The organism is Streptomyces sp. 8N114 (assembly GCF_052245835.1).
Lineage (GTDB): Bacteria > Actinomycetota > Actinomycetes > Streptomycetales > Streptomycetaceae > Streptomyces.
In genome coordinates this window covers 254,457-278,681 of the sequence record NZ_JBQQBT010000005.1, presented here as the reverse complement: position 1 = coordinate 278,681, position 24,225 = coordinate 254,457, and the positions used below count along the sequence as shown (strand labels likewise).

At 70.9% G+C, this 24,225-nt stretch carries 23 protein-coding genes; 14 read left to right on the top strand and 9 right to left on the bottom strand.

All coding sequences use genetic code 11. The annotated features are described in order from the left end of the window. Positions 1 to 8: 8 nt before the first annotated feature. Complete coding sequence (gene pspAA / locus ACTWQF_RS14080) at positions 9 to 287, bottom strand: PspA-associated protein PspAA (protein ID WP_443279691.1); 279 nt, start codon at positions 285 to 287, stop codon at positions 9 to 11. 45 nt (positions 288 to 332) lie between these two features. Further along, positions 333 to 1,121 (bottom strand): PspA/IM30 family protein, encoded by a 789-nt coding sequence (locus ACTWQF_RS14075; RefSeq protein ID WP_443279690.1) that lies wholly within the window; start codon positions 1,119 to 1,121, stop codon positions 333 to 335. 253 nt (positions 1,122 to 1,374) lie between these two features. Between ACTWQF_RS14075 and ACTWQF_RS14070 the strand changes: the two genes are divergently transcribed. Both ACTWQF_RS14070 and ACTWQF_RS14065 read left to right on the top strand, forming a co-directional pair. Continuing rightward, positions 1,375 to 1,971 carry a DUF3043 domain-containing protein gene (locus ACTWQF_RS14070; protein ID WP_443279689.1) on the top strand — a complete coding sequence of 199 codons (597 nt, stop codon included), beginning with the start codon at positions 1,375 to 1,377 and terminating at the stop codon, positions 1,969 to 1,971. Next, positions 1,968 to 2,672, top strand: coding sequence for a class I SAM-dependent methyltransferase (locus ACTWQF_RS14065; RefSeq protein WP_443279845.1), 705 nt, complete (start codon positions 1,968 to 1,970; stop codon positions 2,670 to 2,672). Before ACTWQF_RS14070 ends, ACTWQF_RS14065 begins: the two co-directional genes overlap by 4 nt. Before the next feature lie 11 nt (positions 2,673 to 2,683). Here ACTWQF_RS14065 and ACTWQF_RS14060 read toward each other — a convergent pair whose 3' ends face one another. Further along, positions 2,684 to 3,121 carry a hypothetical protein gene (locus ACTWQF_RS14060; RefSeq protein WP_443279688.1) on the bottom strand — a complete coding sequence of 146 codons (438 nt, stop codon included), beginning with the start codon at positions 3,119 to 3,121 and terminating at the stop codon, positions 2,684 to 2,686. A gap of 57 nt (positions 3,122 to 3,178) precedes the next feature. Then, positions 3,179 to 3,415 (bottom strand): hypothetical protein, encoded by a 237-nt coding sequence (locus ACTWQF_RS14055; RefSeq protein ID WP_443279687.1) that lies wholly within the window; start codon positions 3,413 to 3,415, stop codon positions 3,179 to 3,181. 84 nt (positions 3,416 to 3,499) lie between these two features. Between ACTWQF_RS14055 and ACTWQF_RS14050 the strand changes: the two genes are divergently transcribed. From ACTWQF_RS14050 to sucB, 6 genes are all read left to right on the top strand, one after another. Beyond that, positions 3,500 to 4,708, top strand: coding sequence for a bifunctional adenosylcobinamide kinase/adenosylcobinamide-phosphate guanylyltransferase (locus tag ACTWQF_RS14050; RefSeq protein WP_443279686.1), 1,209 nt, complete (start codon positions 3,500 to 3,502; stop codon positions 4,706 to 4,708). 224 nt (positions 4,709 to 4,932) lie between these two features. Next, positions 4,933 to 6,054, top strand: a complete 1,122-nt coding sequence (locus ACTWQF_RS14045; protein WP_443279685.1) for a nicotinate-nucleotide--dimethylbenzimidazole phosphoribosyltransferase — start codon at positions 4,933 to 4,935, stop codon at positions 6,052 to 6,054. Between the two features lie 41 nt (positions 6,055 to 6,095). Beyond that, positions 6,096 to 6,911 (top strand): adenosylcobinamide-GDP ribazoletransferase, encoded by an 816-nt coding sequence (locus tag ACTWQF_RS14040; RefSeq protein WP_443279684.1) that lies wholly within the window; start codon positions 6,096 to 6,098, stop codon positions 6,909 to 6,911. Positions 6,912 to 7,036: 125 nt separating this feature from the next. Continuing rightward, positions 7,037 to 8,611 carry a leucyl aminopeptidase gene (locus tag ACTWQF_RS14035; RefSeq protein ID WP_443279683.1) on the top strand — a complete coding sequence of 525 codons (1,575 nt, stop codon included), beginning with the start codon at positions 7,037 to 7,039 and terminating at the stop codon, positions 8,609 to 8,611. 282 nt (positions 8,612 to 8,893) lie between these two features. Further along, complete coding sequence (gene lpdA, locus ACTWQF_RS14030) at positions 8,894 to 10,300, top strand: dihydrolipoyl dehydrogenase (protein WP_443279682.1); 1,407 nt, start codon at positions 8,894 to 8,896, stop codon at positions 10,298 to 10,300. Between the two features lie 61 nt (positions 10,301 to 10,361). Then, the gene (gene sucB, locus ACTWQF_RS14025) at positions 10,362 to 12,170 is read left to right on the top strand and encodes a 2-oxoglutarate dehydrogenase, E2 component, dihydrolipoamide succinyltransferase (protein ID WP_443279681.1); all 1,809 of its coding nucleotides are present in this window, start codon (positions 10,362 to 10,364) and stop codon (positions 12,168 to 12,170) included. A 110-nt stretch (positions 12,171 to 12,280) separates the two neighbouring features. Here the strand turns inward: sucB and ACTWQF_RS14020 are convergent, their stop codons facing one another. The 3 genes from ACTWQF_RS14020 to ACTWQF_RS14010 are packed head-to-tail and all read right to left on the bottom strand — an operon-like array spanning position 12,281 to position 14,874. Beyond that, positions 12,281 to 12,853, bottom strand: a complete 573-nt coding sequence (locus ACTWQF_RS14020; RefSeq protein ID WP_443279680.1) for a hypothetical protein — start codon at positions 12,851 to 12,853, stop codon at positions 12,281 to 12,283. 32 nt (positions 12,854 to 12,885) lie between these two features. After that, positions 12,886 to 14,358 (bottom strand): hypothetical protein, encoded by a 1,473-nt coding sequence (locus tag ACTWQF_RS14015; protein ID WP_443279679.1) that lies wholly within the window; start codon positions 14,356 to 14,358, stop codon positions 12,886 to 12,888. Positions 14,359 to 14,385: 27 nt separating this feature from the next. Then, positions 14,386 to 14,874 carry a hypothetical protein gene (locus ACTWQF_RS14010; protein ID WP_443279678.1) on the bottom strand — a complete coding sequence of 163 codons (489 nt, stop codon included), beginning with the start codon at positions 14,872 to 14,874 and terminating at the stop codon, positions 14,386 to 14,388. A 226-nt stretch (positions 14,875 to 15,100) separates the two neighbouring features. Here ACTWQF_RS14010 and ACTWQF_RS14005 point away from each other — a divergent pair, with 226 nt between their 5' ends. The 3 genes from ACTWQF_RS14005 (at position 15,101) to ACTWQF_RS13995 (ending at position 19,874) form a co-directional block, all read left to right on the top strand. Continuing rightward, complete coding sequence (locus tag ACTWQF_RS14005) at positions 15,101 to 15,730, top strand: GntR family transcriptional regulator (protein WP_443279677.1); 630 nt, start codon at positions 15,101 to 15,103, stop codon at positions 15,728 to 15,730. 319 nt (positions 15,731 to 16,049) lie between these two features. After that, positions 16,050 to 18,740 carry a pyruvate dehydrogenase (acetyl-transferring), homodimeric type gene (aceE, locus tag ACTWQF_RS14000; RefSeq protein ID WP_443279676.1) on the top strand — a complete coding sequence of 897 codons (2,691 nt, stop codon included), beginning with the start codon at positions 16,050 to 16,052 and terminating at the stop codon, positions 18,738 to 18,740. 135 nt (positions 18,741 to 18,875) lie between these two features. Beyond that, on the top strand, positions 18,876 to 19,874 hold the full coding sequence (locus tag ACTWQF_RS13995) for a helix-turn-helix transcriptional regulator (protein ID WP_443279675.1): 999 nt from the start codon (positions 18,876 to 18,878) through the stop codon (positions 19,872 to 19,874). Between the two features lie 18 nt (positions 19,875 to 19,892). Here ACTWQF_RS13995 and ACTWQF_RS13990 read toward each other — a convergent pair whose 3' ends face one another. Continuing rightward, a complete protein-coding gene (locus ACTWQF_RS13990) occupies positions 19,893 to 20,873 on the bottom strand; it encodes an SDR family oxidoreductase (RefSeq protein WP_443279674.1) in 981 nt (326 codons plus the stop codon). Between the two features lie 146 nt (positions 20,874 to 21,019). Between ACTWQF_RS13990 and ACTWQF_RS13985 the strand changes: the two genes are divergently transcribed. Continuing rightward, the gene (locus ACTWQF_RS13985; protein ID WP_443279844.1) at positions 21,020 to 21,541 is read left to right on the top strand and encodes a DUF4240 domain-containing protein; all 522 of its coding nucleotides are present in this window, start codon (positions 21,020 to 21,022) and stop codon (positions 21,539 to 21,541) included. Positions 21,542 to 21,562: 21 nt separating this feature from the next. Here the strand turns inward: ACTWQF_RS13985 and ACTWQF_RS13980 are convergent, their stop codons facing one another. Continuing rightward, positions 21,563 to 22,006: a MarR family winged helix-turn-helix transcriptional regulator gene (locus ACTWQF_RS13980; protein WP_443279673.1), complete on the bottom strand. Its 444-nt coding sequence runs from the start codon at positions 22,004 to 22,006 to the stop codon at positions 21,563 to 21,565. 203 nt (positions 22,007 to 22,209) lie between these two features. Between ACTWQF_RS13980 and ACTWQF_RS13975 the strand changes: the two genes are divergently transcribed. Further along, on the top strand, positions 22,210 to 23,214 hold the full coding sequence (locus ACTWQF_RS13975; RefSeq protein WP_443279672.1) for an SMP-30/gluconolactonase/LRE family protein: 1,005 nt from the start codon (positions 22,210 to 22,212) through the stop codon (positions 23,212 to 23,214). A 43-nt stretch (positions 23,215 to 23,257) separates the two neighbouring features. After that, positions 23,258 to 24,145: a TIGR01777 family oxidoreductase gene (locus ACTWQF_RS13970; protein ID WP_443279671.1), complete on the top strand. Its 888-nt coding sequence runs from the start codon at positions 23,258 to 23,260 to the stop codon at positions 24,143 to 24,145. Positions 24,146 to 24,225: the final 80 nt, after the last annotated feature.

Here is a 24,225-nt window from a genome sequence, read left to right as displayed (position 1 = left end):
CGCCGGGGCTAGCCGGGGATGAGTCCGCCGTCGCCGAGCATCTGCCGCACCTCGTTCAGGCCGGCGTCGGGGGCCGGCAGGATCAGCTCGGAGGGTTCGAGTGCGTCGTCGGGAAGCGGGCTGCCCAGTCTGCGGACGGCTTCGAGCAGCGCGTGGAGGGTGCGGCGGAAGCCGGCCTCGTCACCGCTCTCCATCTCCGCGAGCAGCTCGTCGTCGAGCTTGTTCAGTTCGACGAAGTGGCTGTCGTCCAGCCTGACCTGGCCTTCGCCCATGATCCGTACGATCATGACGTTCTCCTCCTCCGGCTACGGGGGTGCCGCCGAGGCCCGGGTTCACTCCTTGTTGAACTTGGGCGCGTCCTGCTGCTCGCCGTTGGTCTGGCCCTGCTGGGCCTGGCCCCCCTCGATGGCCTGCGGGCCGCCGCTGCTGCCGCCGGCCAGCTCCGCCTTCATCCGCTGGAGCTCCAGCTCCACGTCGCTGCCGCCGGAGAGGCGGTCGAGCTCCGCGGTGATGTCGTCCTTGGCCATGCCGGACTGGTCGTCCAGCGCGCCGGAGGCCAGCAGCTCGTCGATGGCGCCGGAGCGGGCCTGGAGCTGGGCCGTCTTGTCCTCGGCCCGCTGGATGGCCATGCCGACGTCGCCCATCTCCTCGGAGATGCCGGAGAACGCCTCGCCGATCCGGGTCTGTGCCTGGGCTGCCGTGTAGGTGGCCTTGATGGTCTCCTTCTTGGTGCGGAACGCGTCCACCTTGGCCTGGAGTCGCTGGGCGGCGAGGGTCAGCTTCTCCTCCTCGCCCTGCAGGGTCTGGTGCTGCCCCTCCAGGTCGGTGACCTGCTGCTGGAGCGCCGCCCTGCGGGAGAGCGCCTCGCGGGCCAGGTCCTCACGGCCGAGCGCGAGTGCCTTCTTGCCCTGTTCCTCCAGCTTCGAGGACTGCCCCTGCAGCTGGGTCATCTGCAGCTCCAGGCGCTTGCGGGAGGTCGCGACGTCAGCCACGCCCCTGCGCACCTTCTGCAGCAGTTCCAACTGCTTCTGGTAGGAGTAGTCGAGCGTCTCGCGCGGGTCCTCAGCCCGGTCCAGGGCCTTGTTGGCCTTCGCGCGGAAGATCATCCCCATACGCTTCATGACACCGCTCATGGGCCTCGCGCGCCCCCTTCGTAACGGACTCAAGCCCTCGGCAATCTACAGACCCCAGAGTACGGGGCTGTCTTCCATTACCGCACCGTTCGGGCGCGGATGCGCTCATCCTGGAGGACGATCAGCCGCCCGCCCTCTCCGGCGCAGGGAGTAGGCACTCCTCCACGGTGCGTCCCGGTGCTTCGGGCTGCTTTCCCCTGGGGGCTGGGGCCCACTCTGATTCACACCGTACTCTTGAGATGTGTTCCGTAGCCGTTCGACGAAAGCAGGGCAGGCCGACTCACCTCAGGTGACGGCGGCCGAGTCCAAGCAGCCCCGCGACCCGCAAGCCCCCAAGGGTCGCCCCACACCCAAGCGCAACGAGGCGCGCGGTCCGCGGCGCCCGGTGGCCGGGCCGCAGACCCGCAAGGACGCGGTCAAGCGGCAGCGCGAGGCCCGCCGAGCCGCGCTGGCCAAGCAGCGCGAGGCGCTGGCCAGCGGGGACGAGCGTCATCTGCCCGCCCGGGACAAGGGCCCGGTGCGGCGGCTTGCGCGCGACTTCGTGGACTCCCGGTTCAGCGTGGCGGAGTTCTTCCTGCCGCTGGCCGTGATCATCCTCGTCCTGAGCATGCTGCCCTCGCTCCAGGTGAAGAACATCTCGCTGCTGCTGTGGCTCGTGGTGATCCTGCTGATCGTCATCGACTCGATCGGCATCTCCGTACGGCTGAAGAAGAAGATCCGCGAGCGCTACCCGGACGAGAACCGCCGGGGCGCCATCGCCTACGCGCTGATGCGGACCCTCCAGATGCGCCGTATGCGCCTGCCCAAGCCGCAGGTCGCCCGCGGCGAGAAGCCCTGATCCGGCAGGAGCTGGTCGCCCGGCAGCTCGAGGAGCGGATCGCCGCGCACTTCGAGGTGGGGCGGCGGCTCAGAGTGCTGGACGCCGGGCTGGGCGACGGCGCGCAGGCGCTGCGGCTGGCCCGGGCGGGCCACGCGGTGACGGGGCTGGAGTCCGATCCGGCGCGGCTGGCCGCTCTCGACGCGGCACTGGCGGACGAGCCCGAGGGCATCCGCGCCCGCTTCCGCACGATGGCCGGCAGCGGCCAGGACACCGGGGCCCACTTCCTGCCCGGCACCTTCGACGTGGTGCTCGGCCACGATGTGCTCGGCCGGAGACAGGACCCGGACAGCACACTCGCCGGGCTCGCGCGGGTGCTCGACACCGGAGGGCTGCTCTCGCTGGTGCTGCCCAACGTGACGGCACGGGCAATGCGGCCGGGGCTGAGCGGTGACTGGGACGGCGCCCGTGCGGCCCTGGTGGCCGAGCCGGCCCCCAGCGACCGCTTTCTGCGCCTGGAGTCGCTGACCTCGTTCCTCGCCCGGATCGGGGTGCCCATGGAGCGCTGGTACGGCGTCGGGGTCTTCGCGGCGGACGATGCGGACGATGCGGGCGATGCGGCCACGAGCGCGGAGGCCCTCGATGTGGAGGAGCGCGCCTGCCGGATGGACCCGTACCGGGGAGTGGCTCAGTCGCTGCACCTGTTCGGGGTGCGGGGCTAGCGCCCGTACGTTCAGCTTCCCGGGGGCTGGAACTCCGGAGGCTCGCGGAGCTCTATGTCGGAGATGTCGATGCCCCGCTCGCGGGCCAGGTGGGCGAGGGTCTCGGCGCGGGCGGGCGCGGGGGCCTGGGTGTCGATGAAGGCACCCAGCCACTCCCCCGTCCGCCGGTTGTAGGCCAGCCGGCGGGAGGCGGCAGCGCTGCTGATGGTGCCCGTCTCCGCGACCTTGAAGTCGGTGCCGATGGCCGCCTTGGCGACATGCGCGGCACAGGCGTCCATGAAGCGAGGGCTCGGGCGCTCGTCGCCCCCGTAGAAGAACGCCTCTATCGCCTCGGAGCCGCGGACGGACTTCTCGGCGAAGATGCCCGCCTTCTTCAGCGTCGTCAGTGTCCGGTCCCGCTTCTCGGCCGGACCCCGCAGAACCACGTAAACCGCGCCACGTACGTTCATGAGTACCGAGGGTAGCGGTTCTTCGGAAAGATCAGACCCCGCGGCGAGAGCTCGCCCTCACTCCGAGGCGGCGCCCCCGGTGTCGCTCTCCTTGGCGGAGTGCAGGCTCATCGGCCCGTAGACGGTGCTGCCGTCCTCCTGGAGGGTCACCTGATCGGTCCCGCCCGCCAACAGCTCCCGCCACACCTCACCTAGCCAGGACTCGGCGTCCGACTGGGTGGGGAAGTCCTCGGGCTGTACGGCGGGTTCCGTCTCGGTGCCGTCGGCCTTCTCGAACCGCCACGTCCACGCCATCAGTGCCTCCGTAAGATCGCCGGTTGCTCCCGGAAGCGTAGTCCCCTGTGCGCACGCGGCGGCAGCTCACGAGACGATCAGAGGGTGGAACTCACTCTGCTCGGCACCGGCGAGCCCGCCGGTCTCCCCCGGTCCGACTGCCCCTGCGCGCGCTGCGCCGCCGCGACCGGCCACGAGGCGCGGGCCGCGACGGCGCTGCTGGTGGACAGCACCCTGCTGCTCGACCTGACCCCCGGGCCCGCCTTCGCCGCGGCGCGGGCCGGGCAGTCGCTCAGCGGCGTACGGCAGGTGCTGCTGACCCATCCGCACGACGGGCCGGCGCTGGAGATTCCCGCCGGGCTTCCGGCCCCCATCCGGGTGCCGGAGCGGCAGGAGCTGGCGCTGATCAGCGGGCACCGGGTGCGGGCGCTGGCGCTGGACTCGCCGGGCACCGGCTATCTGGTGACCGGCCCGGACGGGGAGCGGCTGCTCTATCTGCCGCCGGGTGCCGCGCTCGCCGGCAGCGGGGCCGGGCACGGCGGCCCGTACGAGGTGGTGCTGCTGGACGTGGTACGGCGGCCCGACGCGCTGGCCCGGCTGCGGGACGCGGGCCTGGTCGGCGCGGCCACGGATGTGCTCGCCGTCCACCTCGGGCACGACGTACCGCCGGGCCCCGAGCTGCACCGGCGGCTGGCCGCGGCCGGTGCGCGCGCGGTGCCGGACGGTACGACGCTCACGGTCGGCGAGTTCCACGGCGGAGTGGACGTCTCCCAGATCCCGCGCCGGACGCTGGTGCTGGGCGGGGCGCGCTCGGGCAAGTCGGTGGAGGCCGAGCGGCGGCTGGCCGCGTTCCCCGGGGTGGTGTACGTGGCGACGGGCGGCACCCGCGAGGGGGACTCCGAGTGGGCCACGCGGGTGGCCGAGCACCGCGAGCGGCGGCCCGCCTCGTGGCGGACCGAGGAGACCTGCGACCTGGTGCCGCTGCTGGAGCAGGACGGGCCGCCGCTGCTGATCGACTGTCTGGCGCTGTGGCTGACCCACACCATGGACGAGGTGGAGGCGTGGGACGACGACCGGTGGGCGCGGGGCGGCGCCGCGGAGCTCGCCGCGCGGGTACGGGCGCTGGTGGAGGCCGTACGGGGCACGCGGCGGCGGCTGGTGGCGGTCAGCAACGAGGTGGGCTCCGGGGTGGTCCCGGCGACCCCGGCCGGGCGGCGGTTCCGGGACGAACTGGGCAGGCTGAACGCGATGTTCGCGGAGCAGTGCGAGCATGTGCTGCTTGCGGTGGCGGGCGTGGCGCTGCCGCTGCGGTGAGGGGTGCGCGCCCCGTCAGGGGGCGCGGGGAACGGCTCCCCCTGGGGGTACCTCCCGGCCGGAGGCTGGGGGACTCCGGCCGGGAGGTGCCCCCACCAGCCACAACGCACTCGCAGCATGCGACGCACAGCAAGGGGCACCCCCAGTGCAGCAAGGCGCCGGACACAGGCGCAGCCCGCAGCAGCTGATGAAGCCGAAAAGGCACTGACGTACGCTCAGCGAGCATGAGCGAGCGCAGCCTGGATCTGGATGACTTCTCCGACCTCATCGAGCGGCCGCACGGCGGCCTGCGCCGGGAAGCCGAGGAACGCCGGGCGCTGACCGGGCTGCCCCCGCAGGCGCTGGGGCGGCTGGAGGACGTGGGCGAGTGGCTCAGCTCCGCGCAGGCCCGGGTGCCGGTGCGGCCGGTCGCCGACCCGCGCCTGGTGGTCTTCGCGGGCGACCACGGCGTCGCCGAACTCGGCGTCTCCACCCGGCAGCCGGGCACCGCCACCGAACTCGTGCGCGAGCTGCTGGACGGCGCCTCCCCCGCGGCCGTGCTGGCGCGGCGCTTCGAAGTGCCGGTCCGCGTGGTCGACATGGCGCTCGACTGCGACCCGGGCGAACTGCCCGCCGAGGTGACCCGGCACCGGGTGCGCCGCTCGTCCGGACGGCTGGACACCGAGGACGCGCTGACGCCGGAAGAGGCCGAGGCGGCGTTCCGCGCGGGGATGGCCGTCGCCGACGAGGAGGCCGACGCCGGGACCGACCTGGTGGTGCTCGGCGATCTGAGCGTGGGCGGCACCACGGCGGCCGGAACGCTGGTCGCCGCGCTGTGCGGCACCGACGCTTCCGTGGTGACCGGGCGCGGCGGGGGCGGCATCGACGACCTGACGTGGATGCGCAAGTGCGCCGCCATCCGCGACGGACTGCGCCGGGCCCGGCCCGTGCTGGGCGACCAGCTGCAGCTGCTGGCGACGGTGGGCGGCGCCGACCTGACGGCGATGACGGGGTTCCTGCTCCAGTCCGCGGTACGGCACACCCCGGTCATCCTCGACGGGGTCGTCTCCGCGGCGTGCGCGCTGGTCGGCCAGCGGGTGGCCTTCCGCGCACCGGACTGGTGGCTGGCGGGCCAGGCCGGCAGCGAACCGGCACAGGCCAAGGCGCTGGACAGGCTGGCCGCCGATCCGCTGCTGGAGCAGGGCGTGGAGGTCGGCGGCGGCACCGGCGCACTGCTGGCCCTCCCCCTGGTGCGGGCCGCGGCAGCGCTCGCCGCCGAACTCCCGGTGCGGGAAGGGCCGGTGGACCCCGCGGAGGACCCGTCCGCCGAGCAGGCTTCCGGGGTGGGGGCGATGGACGCCACCTGAGGCCGCTGGTGGCGCGGGCGGCGCCGGTAGCCTGCTCGGCCATGGAATCCTCCTCGCCGCCTGCGGACACCAACAGGGCCTCGACAGCCGAGGGGCTGCGGTTCGCGTTCGGCACGCTGACCGTGCTGCCCGTACGCGTCGCCCGGTGGGACAGGGCCGCCGCGCGGACAGGCATGGTGTGCGCGCCGCTGGTCGGGCTGGTGGTGGGGCTGGTGGCCGCCGCCGTGGGCACCGTGCTGCTGTGGTGCGGGGCCTCTGCGCTGCTCGCCGCAGTCGCGGCCGTCGCGGTCCCCGCCGTACTGACCCGGGGCCTGCATCTGGACGGGCTCGCCGACGTCGCCGACGGGCTGGGCAGCGGCAGGCCCGCCGAGGATGCGCTGCGGGTGATGAAGCAGTCCGACATCGGGCCGTTCGGCGTCATCACGCTGGTGTTCACGCTGCTGGGCCAGGTGGCCGCCCTCGCCGCGCTGTACGGGGACGGGTGGGCTTACGGGGCCGTCGGCACCGTGGCCTCCGCCGTCGTCGCGCGGGGCGCGCTGACCCTCGCCTCCCGGGAGGGTGTTCCTGCCGCGCGGCCCGAGGGGCTCGGCGCTGCTGTCGCGGAGACGGTGCCGTTCGGCGCCGCGCTGGGGGTGGCCGCGTGCTGTGTTGCGGTGCCGGCCGCTGCGTCGGCCGCTGTTGCGGGGTCGGCGGGGCAGGTGGTCGGGGCTGCGGCCGGCGCGGTGCTCGGACTGTGTGCCGCGGAGGTGTTGTTGCGGCGCTGTGTGCGGCGCTTCGGGGGTGTGACGGGGGATGTGTTCGGGGCGGTGGCCGAGGTCGCGGCCTGCAGCACGCTCGTTGTGGTCGCTGTCCTTTGATTCTGCATGCCCGTCCATAACTCCCCCGACGTTGTGGGAATGCGGGCATACGATGCCCGGAGCGTCCGAAGCCGGAGGCGCCCCTGCGCCTTCGAAGTCATGTCCAGGAAGAAGGTCTCTCCCACGTGTCTGCACTGACTCTCAGCTCCTCGTCCGCGGCGACGCTGCGCGCGGACGCTGTCGTCGTCGGTGTCGCCAAGCGCGACACCGACGGCAAGGCGACCCGCACGGCCAAGGCGTCCGTCGTCCTCGCTCCCGGCGCCGAGGCCGTGGACAAGGCGTACGGCGGCAAGCTGGCCGCGACGCTGGAGACGCTCGGCGCGAGCGGCGGCGAGGGCGAGGTCACCAAGCTGCCGGCACCGGCGAGCGGTCTGAAGGCCCCGCTCGTGGTGGCGGTCGGCCTCGGCAACGCGGCCGGCAAGCAGGAGTCGTACGACACCGAGGCGCTGCGCCGCGCGGCGGGCGCCGCGGCCCGTGCGCTGTCCGGCACCAAGAAGGCCGCGTTCGCGCTGCCCGTCGAGGACGCCGAGGCGGTGTCGGCGGTTGCCGAGGGCGCGCTGCTGGGTGCGTACTCCTTCACCGCGTACCGGGGCAAGGACGAGAAGAACGGCAAGGCTGCCAAGGACGCCTCAGCGCCGCTCGCGGAGATCGCGCTGATCGGCGCCAAGCCGCGGGACAAGGCGCACAAGGCGGCCGTGGAGCGGGCGCTGGTGGTGGCCGAAGAGGTGCACCGGGCCCGCGATCTGATCAACACCCCGGCCAACGGGCTGGACCCCAAGACCTTCGCCGCCGAGGCCCGGGCCGCGGCCAAGGCGTTCGGCCTCACCGTCGAGGTGCTGGACGAGAAGGCGCTGGCCAAGGGCGGCTACGGCGGCATCCTGGGGGTCGGCAACGGCTCGGCGCAGCCGCCGCGGCTGGTCCGTATCGGCTGGTCGCACCCGAAGGCGAAGACGTCGCTCGCGCTGGTCGGCAAGGGCATCACCTACGACTCGGGCGGCATCTCGCTGAAGCCCGCGGGCCACAACGAGACGATGAAGTGCGATATGAGCGGTGCGGCCGCCGTCTTCTCCGCCGTCGTCGCCGCGGCCCGGCTGGGCCTGCGGGCCAATGTGACCGGCTGGCTGGCGCTGGCGGAGAACATGCCGTCCGGTTCGGCCACTCGTCCGGGTGATGTGCTGACCATGTACAGCGGCAAGACGGTGGAGGTGCTCAACACCGACGCCGAGGGCCGGCTGGTGCTGGCGGACGCGCTGACCCGGGCCGGTGAGGAGCAGCCGGACGCGATCGTGGACGTGGCGACGCTGACCGGTGCGATGGTGCTGGCGCTGGGCAACCGGACGTTCGGGATCATGGCGAACGACGACGCCTTCCGCTCCGCGCTGCACGAGGTGGCCGAGGAGGCGGGCGAGGCCGCCTGGCCGATGCCGCTGCCCGGACATCTGCGCAAGGGCATGGACTCCCCGGTCGCCGACCTCGCCAACATGGGCGAGCGGATGGGCGGCGGCCTGGTGGCCGGCCTGTTCCTGAAGGAGTTCGTTCCCGAGGGCACGCCCTGGGCGCACCTGGACATCGCGGGCCCGGCCTTCAACGACTCCGGCCCGTTCGGCTACACCCCCAAGGGCGGCACGGGCTCGGCCGTGCGCACGCTGGTCCGCTTCGCGGAGCGCGCCGCCGCGGGCGACCTGCCGTCCCTGGGCTGAACCTGCCCGGCTGAGGTGGCCGAACGGCGTGCTGACGGAGGTCGGCGACGACGCCGGACGCTCGCCGTGGTAGCGGACCGCCGTTGCGGCGGGAGGGAGCCTGGGGGCTTTGCCCCCAGGCTCCCAGGGCCCCACGTCCGTGTTCTCCGGCGGCGTGCGAAGATGGGTGACTGGCAGGACAGGGCCCCCGCACGGCTTGACAGAAGCCGAGACAGGGCCGAGCAGACAAAAGCGGCCGAACCTCAAGCCGCCCGGTCGCAGGAGACCGGCTACGGCGTACCCATGCATGGAGGACGTGACGTGGCGAACGACGCCAGCACCGTTTTCGACCTAGTGATCCTCGGAGGCGGTAGCGGCGGTTATGCCGCTGCCCTTCGCGCCGCGCAGCTCGGTCTTGATGTCGCCCTCATCGAGAAGGACAAGCTGGGCGGTACCTGCCTGCACCGGGGCTGCATCCCGACCAAGGCGCTGCTGCACGCCGGCGAGGTGGCCGACCAGTCCCGGGAGAGCGCCGAGTTCGGTGTCAAGACCTCGTTCGAGGGCATCGACATGGCCGGCGTCCACAAGTACAAGGACGGCGTGATCTCCGGGCTCTACAAGGGCCTGCAGGGGCTGGTCGCCTCCCGCAAGGTGACCTATGTGGAGGGCACCGGCTACCTCTCCTCGCCCACTTCCGTGGACGTCAACGGCCAGCGCTACGAGGGCCGCCACATCCTGCTGGCGACCGGCTCCGTGCCGAAGTCGCTACCGGGTCTGACCATCGACCACGAGCGCATCATCAGCTCCGACGACGCGCTGGTCATGGACCGGGTGCCGAAGTCCGCGATCATCCTGGGCGGCGGCGTCATCGGCGTCGAGTTCGCCTCGGTGTGGAAGTCCTTCGGCGCGGACGTCACCGTCATCGAGGGCCTCAAGCACCTGGTGCCGGTTGAGGACGAGAACAGCTCCAAGCTGCTGGAGCGGGCCTTCCGCAAGCGCGGCATCAAGTTCAACCTGGGCACCTTCTTCGACAAGGCCGAGTACACCGGCGACGGTGTCAAGGTCACGCTGGCGGACGGCAAGGAGTTCGAGGCCGAGGTGCTGCTGGTCGCCATCGGCCGCGGCCCGGTCTCCGAGGGCCTGGGCTACGAGGAGGCCGGGGTCGCCATGGACCGCGGTTTCGTGACGGTGGACGAGTACTGCCGCACCAGCGTCCCGACGATCTCCGCCGTCGGTGACCTCATCCCCACTCTCCAGCTCGCGCACGTGGGCTTCGCGGAGGGCATCATGGTCGCGGAGCGGCTGGCCGGGCTGAACCCGGTGCCGGTGGACTACGCCGGTGTGCCGCGCGTGACCTACTGCAACCCGGAGGTGGCCTCGGTCGGCCTCACCGAGGAGCAGGCGAAGGAGCGGTACGGTGCCGACAAGGTGGTCACGCTCAAGTACAACCTCGCGGGCAACGGCAAGAGCAAGATCCTGAAGACGGCGGGCGAGGTGAAGCTCGTCCAGGTACGCGACGGTGCCGTGGTCGGCGTCCACATGGTCGGTGACCGCATGGGTGAGCAGGTCGCCGAGGCCCAGCTCATCTACAACTGGGAGGCGCTGCCCGCCGAGGTGGCCCAGCTCATCCACGCCCACCCGACCCAGACCGAGGCGCTCGGCGAGGCGCACCTGGCGCTGGCCGGCAAGCCGCTGCACTCCCACGACTGACCGCCGGGTTCCAGTCAGGGCGCGACCCATCCGCACAGTTTTGTAAGGAGCAACAGAAACCATGGCGGTTTCCGTAACCCTGCCGGCGCTCGGCGAGAGCGTGACCGAGGGCACCGTCACCCGCTGGCTGAAGGCCGAGGGTGAGCACATCGAGGCCGACGAGCCGCTGCTCGAGGTCTCCACAGACAAGGTCGACACCGAGATCCCGGCCCCCGCTTCGGGGACCATCGCCTCCATCAAGGTCGCCGAGGACGAGACGGTGGAGGTCGGCGCCGAGCTGGCCATCATCGACGACGGCTCCGGCGCCCCGGCCGCCGCTGCTCCGGCCGCTGCGGAGCAGCCCGCGCAGGCCGAGGCCCCGGCTGCCGCTCCGGCCGCCGCCGAGCAGCCCGCGCCGCAGGCGCAGCCCGAGCCCGCTGCCGCTGCCCCGTCCGGCGGCGGCGCAGCCGAGGGCACCGACGTGGTGCTGCCCGCGCTGGGCGAGTCCGTCACCGAGGGCACCGTCACCCGCTGGCTGAAGCAGGTCGGTGACGAGGTCGAGGCGGACGAGCCGCTGCTGGAGGTCTCCACCGACAAGGTCGACACCGAGATCCCGGCCCCGACCTCCGGCACACTGCTGGAGATCTCCGTCGGCGAGGACGAGACGGCCGAGGTCGGCGCCAAGCTGGCCGTCATCGGTGCGGCCGGTGCCGCTCCGGCCGCCGCTGCCCCTGCACCTTCGGCCCCGGGCAAGCCTGCCGAGGCCGCGCCGCAGCCCGTGCAGGAGGCCCCGCAGGCCCCGGCCGCTCCGGCACAGCCCGCCGCGCCGGAGCCCGCACCGGCCCCGGCGGCGCCCGCACAGCCGGCTCCGGCGGCTCCGGCGGCCCCGGCCCAGCCCGCTCCCGCGGCGCAGGCCCCGGCTGCTCCGGCCGCCCCGGCTCCGGCCGCCGTGGCGGAGAGCGAAGGCGCCTATGTGACGCCGCTGGTGCGCAAGCTGGCGGCCGAGCAGGGCGTGGACCTGACCGCAGTGCGCGGCACCGGCGTGGGCGGCCGGATCCGTAAGCAGGACGTCATCGAGGCGGCCGAGGCCAAGAAGGCGCAGGCTCCGGCGGCCCCCGCCGCTCCGGCGGCTGCCGCCCGGCCGACGTCGCCGAAGCTGGAGCCGTCGCCGCTGCGCGGTCAGACGGTGAAGATGCCGCGGATCCGCAAGCTCATCGCGGACAACATGATGAAGGCGCTGCACAGCCAGGCGCAGCTGTCCACGGTCGTCGAGGTGGACGTCACCCGCATCATGCAGCTGCGGGCCCGCGCGAAGAACGCGTTCGCTGCGCGGGAGGGCGTCAAGCTCTCGCCGATGCCGTTCTTCGTGCAGGCGGCGGCCGAGGCGCTGAAGGCCCACCCGTCCGTCAACGCGCGGCTGAACGACGACGGCACCATCACCTACCACGACGTCGAGAACATCGGCATCGCGGTGGACTCGGAGAAGGGTCTGATGGTCCCGGTCATCAAGGAGGCCGGGAACCTCAACCTGGCGGGCATCGCCCGCAAGACCGCCGAGCTGGCCAAGAAGGTCCGTGAGGGCGGCCTGGGCCCGGACGACATGTCCGGCGGAACGTTCACGATCAGCAACACCGGTTCGCGGGGCGCGCTCTTCGACACCATCATCGTGAACTACCCGCAGGTCGCCGAGCTGGGCATCGGTGCCACCGTGCGCCGCCCGATGGTCGTCAACCACCCGGACCTGGGCGAGACCATCGCGATCCGCGACATGGTCTATCTGACCCTGTCCTACGACCACCAGCTCGTGGACGGCGCCGACGCCGCCCGCTACCTCAACGACGTCAAGGCCCGCCTGGAGGCCGGCGAGTTCGAGGGCGAGCTGGGGCTGTAACCCCTCCTGGTTGCCTGTTCAGCTGAAGACGGTGCCCCCGCCACATCCACGTGGCGGGGGCACCGTCGTGTGAGGGGTCCGTCTTCCGGCCCGACTTCCGGCCTGGCGGGTTATTCGATGTCCGACCTGATGTAGAAGCGCGTGGTTCCGGGCTCGTATTCGTGGGTGAAGAGGTGGATGCAGTGTCTCAGACGCTTGAGCCCGGTGGGTTCCTCGTCGATTTCATCCAACGGCATGCTGTCCGGGCAGAGAGAAGTCATCCGCAGTCCCTTGGTGAGGGTTTCGGGCTCCGGGAGGTGCAACCGGCCGTAGGGTGCCGTGGGCTGGTAGCCAGCCTTCCTGGGGTGTTTGTTGGGAACCATCACTTCACTTGACGGCTTCATGGTGGCGACGTACTTTTTCGCTTCGCCCGAAGGAAGAGTGAAGACCAGCAAGGCCGTGTCGTACCGCGACCCGCTCTTGAGGGCAGCCCGCCTGTCGGTGGCCTCATTCGGCACCCGAATCCCTAGCTTCCGACTCAGCGAAGCCGGTGTGACACCCTTCTTCCAACAGCACTTCTTCTCTTTACCTACCTGGTCCGACTCCACGGCGTCGGCGAGGAGGGAGAGGCCGACGACGAGTGCGGTGATGCCGCCCGACACTGCCACACCGATGATGAGGGCCAAGCGGCTGGTGCGCGACATCAACTGTCTCCCGGGAGTTTCTCGCTGTGCTTTCACAACTGCCTGTCGGGGTCTGCTCTTCCGCCGTCCTGTCCCAGACCAGGCCCCTCAGGCACCGGAAACTCCCCGTCACCGGAGCCGGTCAACTCGCGGTACATGACCGCACTGTTGCCGGACACGTCGAACTCTTTGGCCAATCCGGTCTCATGAAGGCTCGCAGGCTGTCCGTCAGGAACGGAAATCGGGCCGATATGTATTCCCTTGCCCTTGGACCAGTTGTAACGGTCCCATGCGTTCACCTGGTAATCGAGACCGACTTTGGGATCACCGTTGTCATCGGCCTTCACAGTGACCACGCCGGTCACGTTGGCCTGCGCCGAGCCGAGAGCGTAGAACCAGTTCGGATCGTCGTCCGGATCGAACCTGAAACCGTCACTTCGAGTCTCCACAGGGATGGAAACCGGCCTGTTGCCGTTCTCCTTGAACTCTTGCAGCGCCTGGTCGCGCCACTCGTCCTCCTGAAGCGAAATCAATTTTTTGACCTGGTCCCTGAAGAAGTGGGAGTCTTCCATCATCTTGTCGACGGAAATCTCCATAGGGGTGCCATCATTCGACAAGTAATGGTCCAGGTACCGAGAGGCATCCGACATGCCCAGCCAGCCCCCGCCCCCGGCGAATGCCAGCATCTCCGCCTCGGTCAGGCGCTCCCGTACCCCCGGCTCCCGCGCCCCGTGCCGTCCGGACCCGGCGTCCGGCGAGATCCGTTTGACGGTGGGTCCGAAGATCCCGGCGTCCTTCAGCCCGTCCTTGTGCTTCTCCCACAACTCGGCGCGGGCGCCCGGGCTCAGGGACTGCCAGAGTCGTCGTAGCTCCGCCTTCTCCTCCTTACCGGCGCTGTCACCCTGCGCGGCGAGCTTCATGGCCCGGGGCAGTTGGGCGGCGTCGAGCGAGGCGTACTTGCCATGACCCGCGTTGTGCGGCGACTTTCCATGGCTCTTGCGCAGCAGATCCCGGGTGGCCTTGTCGATCTCCGCGGCATGCGCGACCAGGTCGGTCAGATTTTCGGCGTAGTAGTCGATCAGGCCCTGCGCCCGGGCGGGGATGTAGCCGTCGACCCGGCACTCCATCGGCGAGACCCGCACGGTTCCTTCCTTGCCGTCGAAGACCAGGAGGCTGGGATTATTGGACTCTATATCGGGTGAGCCCGCCCTGGCCTCACTCGTCAACGCCTTCGCCAGCTTCTGCAGCCGGGACAGTTCCGTATAAGCGTCGTCGAGCACGGCATGAATGCTCTTCGCTTCCGCATGCAGGTCCCCGACCTCTTTGGCCGTGGCGGTGACGAACTTCTTCGTCACCGTGGCATTGGCGCCGCGCCAGACGGCTGCATTCGCCTTCGCCCGCAACCCATCGGTGGCCAAGGTCCGCAATTCGTCGAGTCCGCCCACCATGGATTTCCAGTCATCGACCGCGGCCTTGAGCTTTCCGAGGTTCAGTCCGACCAGATCCGTGTACGTAAATTTAGCCATTTGTCCCCGCTCCGGCGCGCACTACCGCTACTTCACGTATTTGAGAATTTCGGAGGGACTCATCGGACTTCCGTCCCGATGGCGCATTGAAGCCGCTATCTCACGGTCGTCATGCTCATGCGCCTTCTTCGAGTAGTCCAGGTGATTCGAGATGTGGGCGCACATCTGGAGCACCGTCTTCACCTGGGAACTCCACACGGCGAGCGTGTTGTCGAGTTCGTCACCCGTTACCAGGTGATGAGAGGACAGCTCCTGCGCCGCACTCGCAGTGGAGCAGTTACCGCCCTTGTCCAGACTTGCGTTCGCGATATCGGCCTTCTTCCGCAACATCGCATGCAGGGTGAACGCCTCATGCCCGACGGCACCGAGATCGTCCTGTTGCACCGCGAGAACGGGCTCGTCCGAAGCCGCACCGCTGCCGGCGCCGTCGGCAGGCGGGGCGTGGTTCAGTTGCATGCGGGTTTCCTGCGGCTCTTGGCCGGCTTTCAATTGCGTCCATTCACGTTCGAAGGTCATCTCGTCCCCCATTGACCAGCAAAGCGGACAGCGCACACGCTCAACTCTGCGTAAGAGTATGACGGCACGGATCGTAGCCGCCCACACTTAGCGGCCCGTCGGCTCCGTTCGGCCTGGCCTGGAATGGCAGCGCATCCCTCCGCGGGTGGCACGGAGTGCCGCGGTTGGTCGTATTGTCTATAGCGCCCTCGGCATCAACTCGCCAGGCAACCGGTAAGGAGCTTCCATGACCCCGCCCGTCGTCCAGTCGCTGCGCGAGCAGATCCGCGAGCACCTCGTGGAGGGCATCGTCAGCGGGCGGTGGAAGCCCGGTGAGCGGATCGTGGAGCGGCGGATCGCGGTGGAGCTGGAGGTCAGCCAGACCCCGGTGCGGGAGGCGCTGCGGGAGCTGGAGGCGCTGCGGCTGATCGAGTCGTCGCCGAACAAGGGCGTACGGGTACGGGAGCTGTCGGCGGCGGATCTGGAGGAGATCTATCCGGTGCGCGCCGGGCTGGAGCAGATCGCCGCCGAGCTGGCGGTGCCCCGGCTGGCGGGCGACGTCTCGGCGCTGCGGCCCCACGTGGCGGCGCTGTACGAGGCGGACCGGCACGGGGACGGAGAGGCCCAGGTGCGGCACACCGTGGCCTTCCACCGCGAGCTGGTCCGCGCCGCGGGCAACAGCGTGCTGCTGCACACCTGGGAGGGCCTGGGGATCGAGGTGTGGACCGCACTGTCGATCCGTTGGCTCGGCACGGTGCAGCAGTCGTACGCCGAGGAGCACGAGGCTGTGATGGCCGCGATCGAGCGATGTGACCCGAACATCGGGCTGCTGGTGAAGGAGCACGTGCTGGGCTGCGCCCCGGCGCCCCGGGATTGAGACGGAAACCCGCCGTTGCAGGTGGGGTCGTCGCCCGGGTGCGGGCCCTCCCCAAGCTCTTCGAGCAGGGGGTACCGCCAGGCTGGTCGCGCAGTTCCCCGCGCCCTTCGGGGCGCGTCCCTTCCGCCTGACATCCGGTGCCTATTTCCAAGGCACGGAATGCCAATTTCGGGAGAAGCTTTGATCGATCATCGATCAGAGGCGTACAGTCCCTCCGTTGGGTGCCCCCTGTCCTGCCCGTCAGGGTTCACAACACCCACCCGCACAACCGCCCTCCCGACCCGTTTGGAGGGGCCTACACGTCCGGAAGGTGGCCACCATGCCCGATCCCGTACGCCCGCGTCCGAGCGAGCTGGACCAGCTCCCGGACCGTGATCCGCAGGAGACCGGCGAGTGGCGCGAGTCGCTCGACGCCGTCGCGGCGCATGCGGGCGACGAACGAGCCGCGTACCTGGTGCGTCGTACCGTAGAGCACGCGCAGCACAGCGGACTGGCCGTGCCGGCCCTGCTGGAGACGGAGTACGTCAACACCATCCCGACCTCGGCCGAGCCCGCCTTCCCGGGCGACGAGGCGATGGAGTCCCGGATCACCGCGTGGAACCGCTGGAACGCGGCGGCCATGGTCACCCGCGGCAGTCGCTACGGCCTCGGCGGTCACATCGCGACCTTCGCCTCGGCGGCCTGGCTGTACGAGACGGGCTTCGAGCACTTCTTCAAGGGCAAGGAGGCTCCGGGAGGCTCCGGCGACCAGCTCTACGTCCAGGGCCACGCCTCCCCCGGTATCTACGCCCGCGCCTTCCTCGACGGGCGGCTGACCGAGGCGCATCTGGACCGCTTCCGGCAGGAGGCGGGCGGCGACGGGCTGCCGTCCTACCCGCACCCGCGCCGGCTGCCGTGGCTGTGGGAGTTCCCCACCGTCTCCATGGGTCTGGGCCCGATCTCGGCGGTCTACCAGGCGCGGTTCAACCGCTATCTGACCCACCGCGGCATCAAGGACACCTCCACCTCTCACGTATGGGCCTTCCTCGGCGACGGTGAGATGGACGAGCCCGAGTCGACCGCGGCCCTCGCCCTGGCCGGGCGCGAGCAGCTGGACAACCTCACGTTCGTCATCAACTGCAACCTCCAGCGCCTGGACGGCCCGGTCCGCGCCAACTTCAAGATCGTGCAGGAGCTGGAGAGCCAGTTCCGCGCCGCCGGCTGGAACGTCATCAAGTCGTTGTGGGGCTCCGCCTGGGACGAGGTGTTCGCGCTGGACACCACCGGCGCGCTGACCCGGCGGCTGCGCGAGGTGCCGGACGCGCAGTTCCAGACGTACGCCACCCGCGACGCCGCCTACATCCGCGAGCACTTCTTCGGCGCCTCCCCCACCCTCGTCGAGATCGGCAAGCTGCTGTCCGACGACAAGATCACCGAGCTGTTCAAGACCTCTCGCGCCGGCCACGAGCCGCGCAAGGTCTACGCGGCGTACAAGGCGGCCGTCGAGCACAAGGGCGCCCCGACGGTGATCCTGGCGCAGACCGTCAAGGGCTGGACGCTGGGCCCGGGCTTCGAGTCCCGCAACGCCAACCACCAGATGAAGAAGCTCACGGGCAAGGAGTTCCGCGCCATGCGGGACCTGCTGGAGCTGCCCATCCCGGACAGCAAGCTGGACGACGAGCTGGTGCCGTACGTGCACCCGGGCCCCGACTCCCCCGAGGTGCGCTACCTCCAGGAGCGCCGCGCCGAGCTGGGCGGCCCTGCGCCGGCCCGCAAGGTGCACCCGGTCGGCCTGCCCTCCCCCGCCGACAAACCCTTCGACGTGCTGAAGAAGGGCTCCGGCTCGCAGGAGATCGCCACCACCATGGCGTTCGTGCGGCTGGTCAAGGACCTGATGCGGGAGAAGGAGACCGGCAAGCGCTGGGTGCCGATCGTGCCCGACGAGGCGCGTACGTTCGGCATGGAGTCGCTGTTCCCGTCGGCGGGCATCTACTCGCCGCTCGGCCAGAACTACGACCCGGTCGACCGCGACCAGCTGCTGTACTACAAGGAGGCCAAGGACGGCCAGATCCTCAACGAGGGGATCACCGAGGCCGGTTCGCTGGCGGACTTCACCGCGGCTGCCACGTCGTACGCCACGCACGGCGAGCCGATGATCCCGTTCTACATCTTCTACTCGATGTTCGGGTTCCAGCGCACCGCCGACCAGTTCTGGGCGCTCGCCGACCAGCTGGGCCGCGGCTTCGTCATCGGCGCCACGGCAGGTCGTACGACGATGACCGGCGAGGGCCTCCAGCATGCCGACGGCCACTCCCACCTGCTGTCCTCCACCAACCCGGCGGTCATCTCCTACGACCCGGCGTTCGCCTACGAGGTGGGCGTCATCGTCAAGGACGGGCTGCGCCGGATGTACGGCCCGGACCCGGCGGCGCAGGAGAACATCTTCTACTACCTGACGGTCTACAACGAGACCAAGGTGCAGCCGCCCATGCCCGAGGGCGAGGGGATCGAGGAGGGCATCCTCAAGGGCCTCTACCGCTTCAAGGAGGCGGAGGACGCCTCCGCCGACGCCCCCCGTATCCAGCTGCTCTCCTCAGGTACAGCCATCCACTGGGTGCTCGAAGCCCAGCGAATCCTCGCCGAGGAGTGGGGCGTGGCCGCCGATGTGTGGTCGGCGCCGTCCTGGACGGAGCTGCGCCGCGAGGCCATGGAGTGTGACGCGGCGGCGCTGCGCGGCGAGGAGCGGGTGCCGTACGTGACCCGCGCGCTGGAGGGCGCACCGGGCCCTGTGCTGGCCGTCAGCGACTGGATGCGGGCGGTGCCCGACCAGATCAGCCAGTGGGTCGAGCAGGACTGGGCCTCGCTGGGGACCGACGGGTTCGGGCTCTCCGACACCCGGGAGGCCGCGCGGCGGTACTTCGGCGTGGACGCCGAGTCCGTGGTGGTGGCTGCCCTGTCGCGGCTTGCGCGGCGTGGTGAGGTCAAGTCCGAGACGGTGCGCCAGGCCGCCGAGAAGTACGGCCTCGCGTAGACCGTCGGCCTACGCTTCGTCGGGCCCCGCACTTGCGCCCGCCCACCCACCCCTGACCGGGGCGGGTGGGCGGGCGTCGTATAACAGGCGGGGACGGTGACAGCGGGACACGGGCCCGCAGGAGGGATATTAAGCATGCGGGCAGCCCGGTTGATCAAGATGGTGCTGCTGCTCCAGGCGCGGCGGGAGATGACCGCCGCGGAACTGGCGGCGGAGCTGGAGGTCTCCGAGCGCACTGTCTCGCGTGACGTCCTGGCGCTCTCCGAGGCAGGCGTGCCGGTGTACGCGGACCGGGGCCGCGCGGGGGGCTACCGGCTGATCGGCGGCTACCGCACCCGCCTCACCGGGATGGGCCGCAGCGAGGCGGAGGCGCTGTTCCTGTCCGGGGTGCCCTCGGCCCTGCGGGACCTGGGGCTGGACGACGCGGCCTCTGCGGCGAAACTGAAGGTCTCCGCTGCGCTCGACCCCGCGCTGCGCAATGTGCACGACAGTGCGGCGCAGCGCTTCCACCTGGACGCCCCGGGCTGGTGGCAGGCGCCCGAGACACCGCCGCTGCTGCCCGCGCTGGCCGACGCCGTCTGGTCGGACCGGCAGGTCGCCGTCCGCTACCGCCGCAGGGACGAGCGGGACGGCGGGGAGGTGGAGCGGGAGCTGGAGCCGTACGGGCTGGTGCTGAAGGCGGGCCAGTGGTATCTGGCGGCCCGCGTCCCGGCGGACGCGGGTCACCCGCACCGCAGCCCCTGGAGGGTCTACCGCGTCGGCCGGTTCACCGAGGTGTGCGTCCACGACGAGAGGTTCGACCGCGACACCGGTTTCGACCTCGCCGCGTTCTGGACGGAGCAGGCGGCGGCGTTCGCCCGCTCCCTCCAGCGGTGGGAGGTGACGCTGCGGCTGACCGAGTCCGGTGCCCGTCGGCTGCGGTACGTCATCGACCGGGCCGCGGCCGACGAGGCGCTGGCGGACGGCTCCGTCGACGATCAGGGCCGTACGACGGTGACGCTGCGGGTGGAGAACGAGGAGGTCGGCTACAGCCAGCTGCTCGCTCTGGGCCCGGAGTGCGAGGTGCTGGGGCCGCCGTCGCTGCGGGAGCGCTTCGCGGACGCGGCGCGGCGGACGGCGGCCCTCTACGAGTGACCGTTGCCGGCGCAGGGCTCAGCGGTAGCCGGTCACGTCCGCCGGCTTGCCCGCGTGCTCGACCTCGGTGATGTAGCGCCAGGCGTCGGGCGCCGAGCCGTCCACATCGGTGAAGCCGTAGACCTGGGCGAGTCCGCCGCTGGAGAGGGACTGCCCGTTCCAGCGGGCCACGTCCGGGTCTCCGGCGAGCGCGGCCACGGCGCGGCCGACGAAGACGGGGCTCTCGGAGATGGCGAAGTGCGGGTCTGTGGCACAGCCGTCCCGCCAGTTCTCCTCCGTCACCTTGAAATAGGTATCGAGCATCGCCTCCGAGCGCAGCCAGCCCGGGGTCAGGCAGACCACGGTGGTGCCGTACTCCTTGGTCTCCTCCGCCAGTGCGCGGGCCATCCGCAGCGGGGCTGCCTTGGCCAGGTCGTAGTAGACCGGCTCCCGGTAGCGCTGGTTGAACTCTTCGGTGCCGTCGGTGATCTCGATCAGTAGCCCGCCGGGCCGCCGGTTCAGCAGCGGCAGGGCGTAGCTGCTGGTGATCAGGTGGCTGTCGATGCCGAGCCGCAGTACGCGCAGCCCCTCGGCCAGATCGTGCTCCCACAGCTTCTTGTCGAAGCCGACCAGGTGGTCGCCGCCCCACAGGTCGTTGACGAGGATGTCGAGGGCGCCCCGTTCGCTGTCGATACGCGCGATCAGTTCCCGCACCTGCTCGGGGTCGAGGTGGTCGACGGCGACGGCGATGCCCGTACCGCCCCTCTTCCCGCCCGCCTCGGTCGCCAGTTCGGCCGTCTCCTCGATCGTCTCGCTCGCCCGGCCGACCTCGCTGGCCTTCTCCCGGGTGGTGCGGCCGGTCGCATAGACGGTGGCCCCGGCCCGGCACAGCTCGACGGCCATGGCCCGGCCCGCTCCTCTGGTGGCGCCCGCGACCAGGGCGACCTTGCCGGCCAGCGGGCCCTCGGAGCTGCTCGGTTCCTGCTGCACCTGTTCCTCCTCGCTGTTGTTCTCGTGCACGGGAGGAACACGCTGACAGCGATACCGGACAGCCTCTGTCGGGTATGTGCCAGGTATCACCTCTGCATCACGTCTCATAACGACACAGCCGCATCTGGCGCACTCCGCGTGCGTTGTGGGCGACAAGGCCCGATGCTGAGGGCGTGATGGACGAGACGGAGTTCTGGGAGCTGATCGACTCCACCCGGCAGGAGGCCGACGGCGACGCCCAGGAGCAGGCGGATCTGCTGGTCGAGCGGCTCACACAGCTCGACCCCGACGCGGTGACGTACTTCGCCCGCCACTTCGAGTCGCGCTACAACCGTGCCTACCAGTGGGACCTGTGGGCGGCTGCCTGGATTCTGCTGGACGGCGCGAGCGACGATGTGTTCGACGCCTTCCGCTGCTGGCTGATCGGCCAGGGCCGGGAGGTCTTCGAGGGTGCGGCGCACGACGCCGACGCGCTCGCCGAACTGCTGGCCGACTTCGACGAGGAGCTGGACGGCGACGGCGAGGAGCTGGGCTTCGCGGCGGACGAGGCGTACGAGCAGCTGACCGGTACCGTCCTGCCGGACCTGGGGTTGCCGGAGGCGTCGGCCGACCCCGACGGCATCCCTCTCGACATGGAGGATCCGGCAGCGCTGGCCGACCGCCTGCCCCGGCTCTGGGACCGCTTCCGGAGCGAGTGAGCACGCCGCACGGCCCCCGGTTCACTCAGGCCGTACCGACTCCAGATACTCCGCACACCGGCCCAGCAGCGAGATCAGCTGCTCGCGCTCCTCGTCGGTGAACGCGGCGGCCAGTCCCCGCTCGACGCGGATCGCGTTCTCGTCCGCCTGTGCCATCACCTCCGTACCCAGCTCCGTCAGCCCGGTCTCCAGCACGTTGCGGTGCCAGGCGTGCGGAGTGCGGGTGATGAGACCGCGCTGCTGAAGGTTCTTGAGGATCGTGTTCATCGTCGGCGCCGTCACCCGGCACGCCCGGGCGAGGGCCGCCGCCGGCATGCCGGGGTTCTCCGCGAGCTGGAGCAGCGCCGCGTACTGAGGGACCGTCAGCCCGGTGGGCTTGAGCACGGCGTGCTTCGTCGCGTTGAGCGCGTGCTCGGCGGCCTTGATGTGCGAGCCGAGGCGCTCGGCGGCGGGCATGGAGGTCATCCCTGCATCGTATCGACCAGCACAGGGATAAGTATCTTGACGAAGATTAGAACTCTAATTAGTGTGCGTACACGTCACATCGATAGGGGTCTCAGAATCGTGGCGGCCGTGCTCGCCGCCCGTGCCCCTTCTGCCACTGGAGGCACACCATTTCCCGCACGCTCCCCCTCCCCCGGCGCCGTGTCGCGCTGACCGCGCTCGCCGTGGCGACGGCGGCCACCGCGCTCACGGCGTTCACCGCGCCGGCCGCCGGCCCGGCGCCGACCGCGCACACGGCGCCTGCCGCTCACCCCTCACACGCTTCCCAGCTGCGGGTCTCCACCGCGTACGAACTGCCCGGCGACCGCGTCTACCCGGAGGGGATCGCCGCTGATCCCCGTTCGGACCGGCTGTACGCGGGGTCGTACGAGACCGGTGCCGTCTACCGCATGACGCCCGGACACCGGGTGGCCGAGACGTTCCTGCCCGCCGGTGCCGACGGGCGGCACACCGCCAACGGGCTCAAGGTCGACAACGCGGGACGGCTGTGGGTCACCGACTCCACCAAGGGTGTCTCCGTCTACGACACCCGCACCCGGAAGTTGCTGGCCCGGTTCGACGTCCCCGGCGACGATCCCTCCTTCGTCAACGACCTTGTCCTGACCCCGGACGGCTCCGCCTATCTGACGGACAGCGTGCGCAATGTCGTCTACCGCGTCACGCCCGCGCAGCTGGCCCGCGCCCAGGCGGAGGGAGGACGCGGGCGGCTGGTCACCCGCTTCGACCTGACCGGACTGCTGCCCCCGCCGTCCGGCGGAAATCCCTACGCCCTGAACGGCATCGCGGCCGGACCCGGTGGCCGCTATCTGCTCACGGCCGACATGACCGGTGGCGGCCTCTACCGCCTCGACCCGGTCAACGGCAAGGCGTCCCGCGTCCGGCTGCACGGCGCCGATCTGCGCAACGCCGACGGCCTGGAGACCGCGGGAAACCGGCTGTGGGTCGTACACAACACGGACAACGCGCTGAGCCGCTGGCGGCTGAGCCACGACGGCACCGAAGCCCGCCAGGAGGCCCGGGCGAGCGACCCCGATCTGCAACTGCCCACCACCCTCGCGCGGGCGAACGGCACCCTGTTCGTGGTCCGTTCGCAGTTCGACAAGGGCGGGCCGATGGGCCCGGGTACACCGCAGACGCCGTTCACGATCGCGGCTGTGCGGGGGCTCTGAGCCGCGACCGGCGCATCCGGTACGCATGCGCCAGGATGGGCGCATGCGTATCGCGGTCACCGGCTCGACCGGACTCATCGGCTCGGCGCTCACCCGCTCGCTGCGGGCGGAGGGCCACGACGTGCTGCGGCTCGTACGGCGGCCGGCGGCGGCGGCCGACGAGCTGCGGTGGGACCCGCAAGGGGGCCAGGTGGAGGTGGCCGGACTCGTCGGCTGCGAGGCCGTCGTCCATCTGGCGGGCGCGGGCGTCGGCGACCACCGCTGGACGGACAGCTATAAGCGCGAGCTGCGCGACAGCCGGGTACTGGGCACCCGGACCCTCGCCGGCGCCCTGGCCACGCTGGACACCCCGCCGGCCACCCTGATCGTCGGTACCGCGATCGGCTACTACGGCGACACCGGGGACCGGGCCGTCGACGAGAGCGCCGGCCCCGGTGAGGGCTTCCTGGCCCAGTTGTGCCAGGACTGGGAGGCCGCGGCGGGGGCCGCGCAGGACGCCGGGATCCGTACGGTGTTCGGCCGCACCGGGCTGGTCGTCGCCCGTGGCGGCGGGGCGTGGGGGCAGCTGTTCCCCCTCTTCAGGGCCGGGCTCGGCGGCCGACTGGGCAACGGCCGCCAGTACTGGAGCCATATCGCGCTGCACGACCATGTGGCGGCGCTGCGGTTCCTGCTGGGGGAGCCGTCGCTGAGCGGCCCGGTGAACCTCACCGCACCGGAACCGACCACCAACCGGGAGGTCACCGCCGCCATGGGCCGGGTGCTGCGCCGCCCCACCCTCTTCGCGGTCCCGGCGCCCGTGCTCCGTATCGCCCTGGGCGAGTTCGCCCAGGATGTGCTGGGCAGCCAGCGGGTGCTCCCCCGCCGGCTGCTGGACGCCGGCTTCCGCTTCGCCTTCCCGACGGTCACGGACGCCATCCGCGCCGCCCTGTGAGGCCACCCACCCCTCACAGGTGACAGGAGGGGGCTTCGTGGAATTGGCGTGCTGTATACGGGAGTTGTGCGTACCGTAAT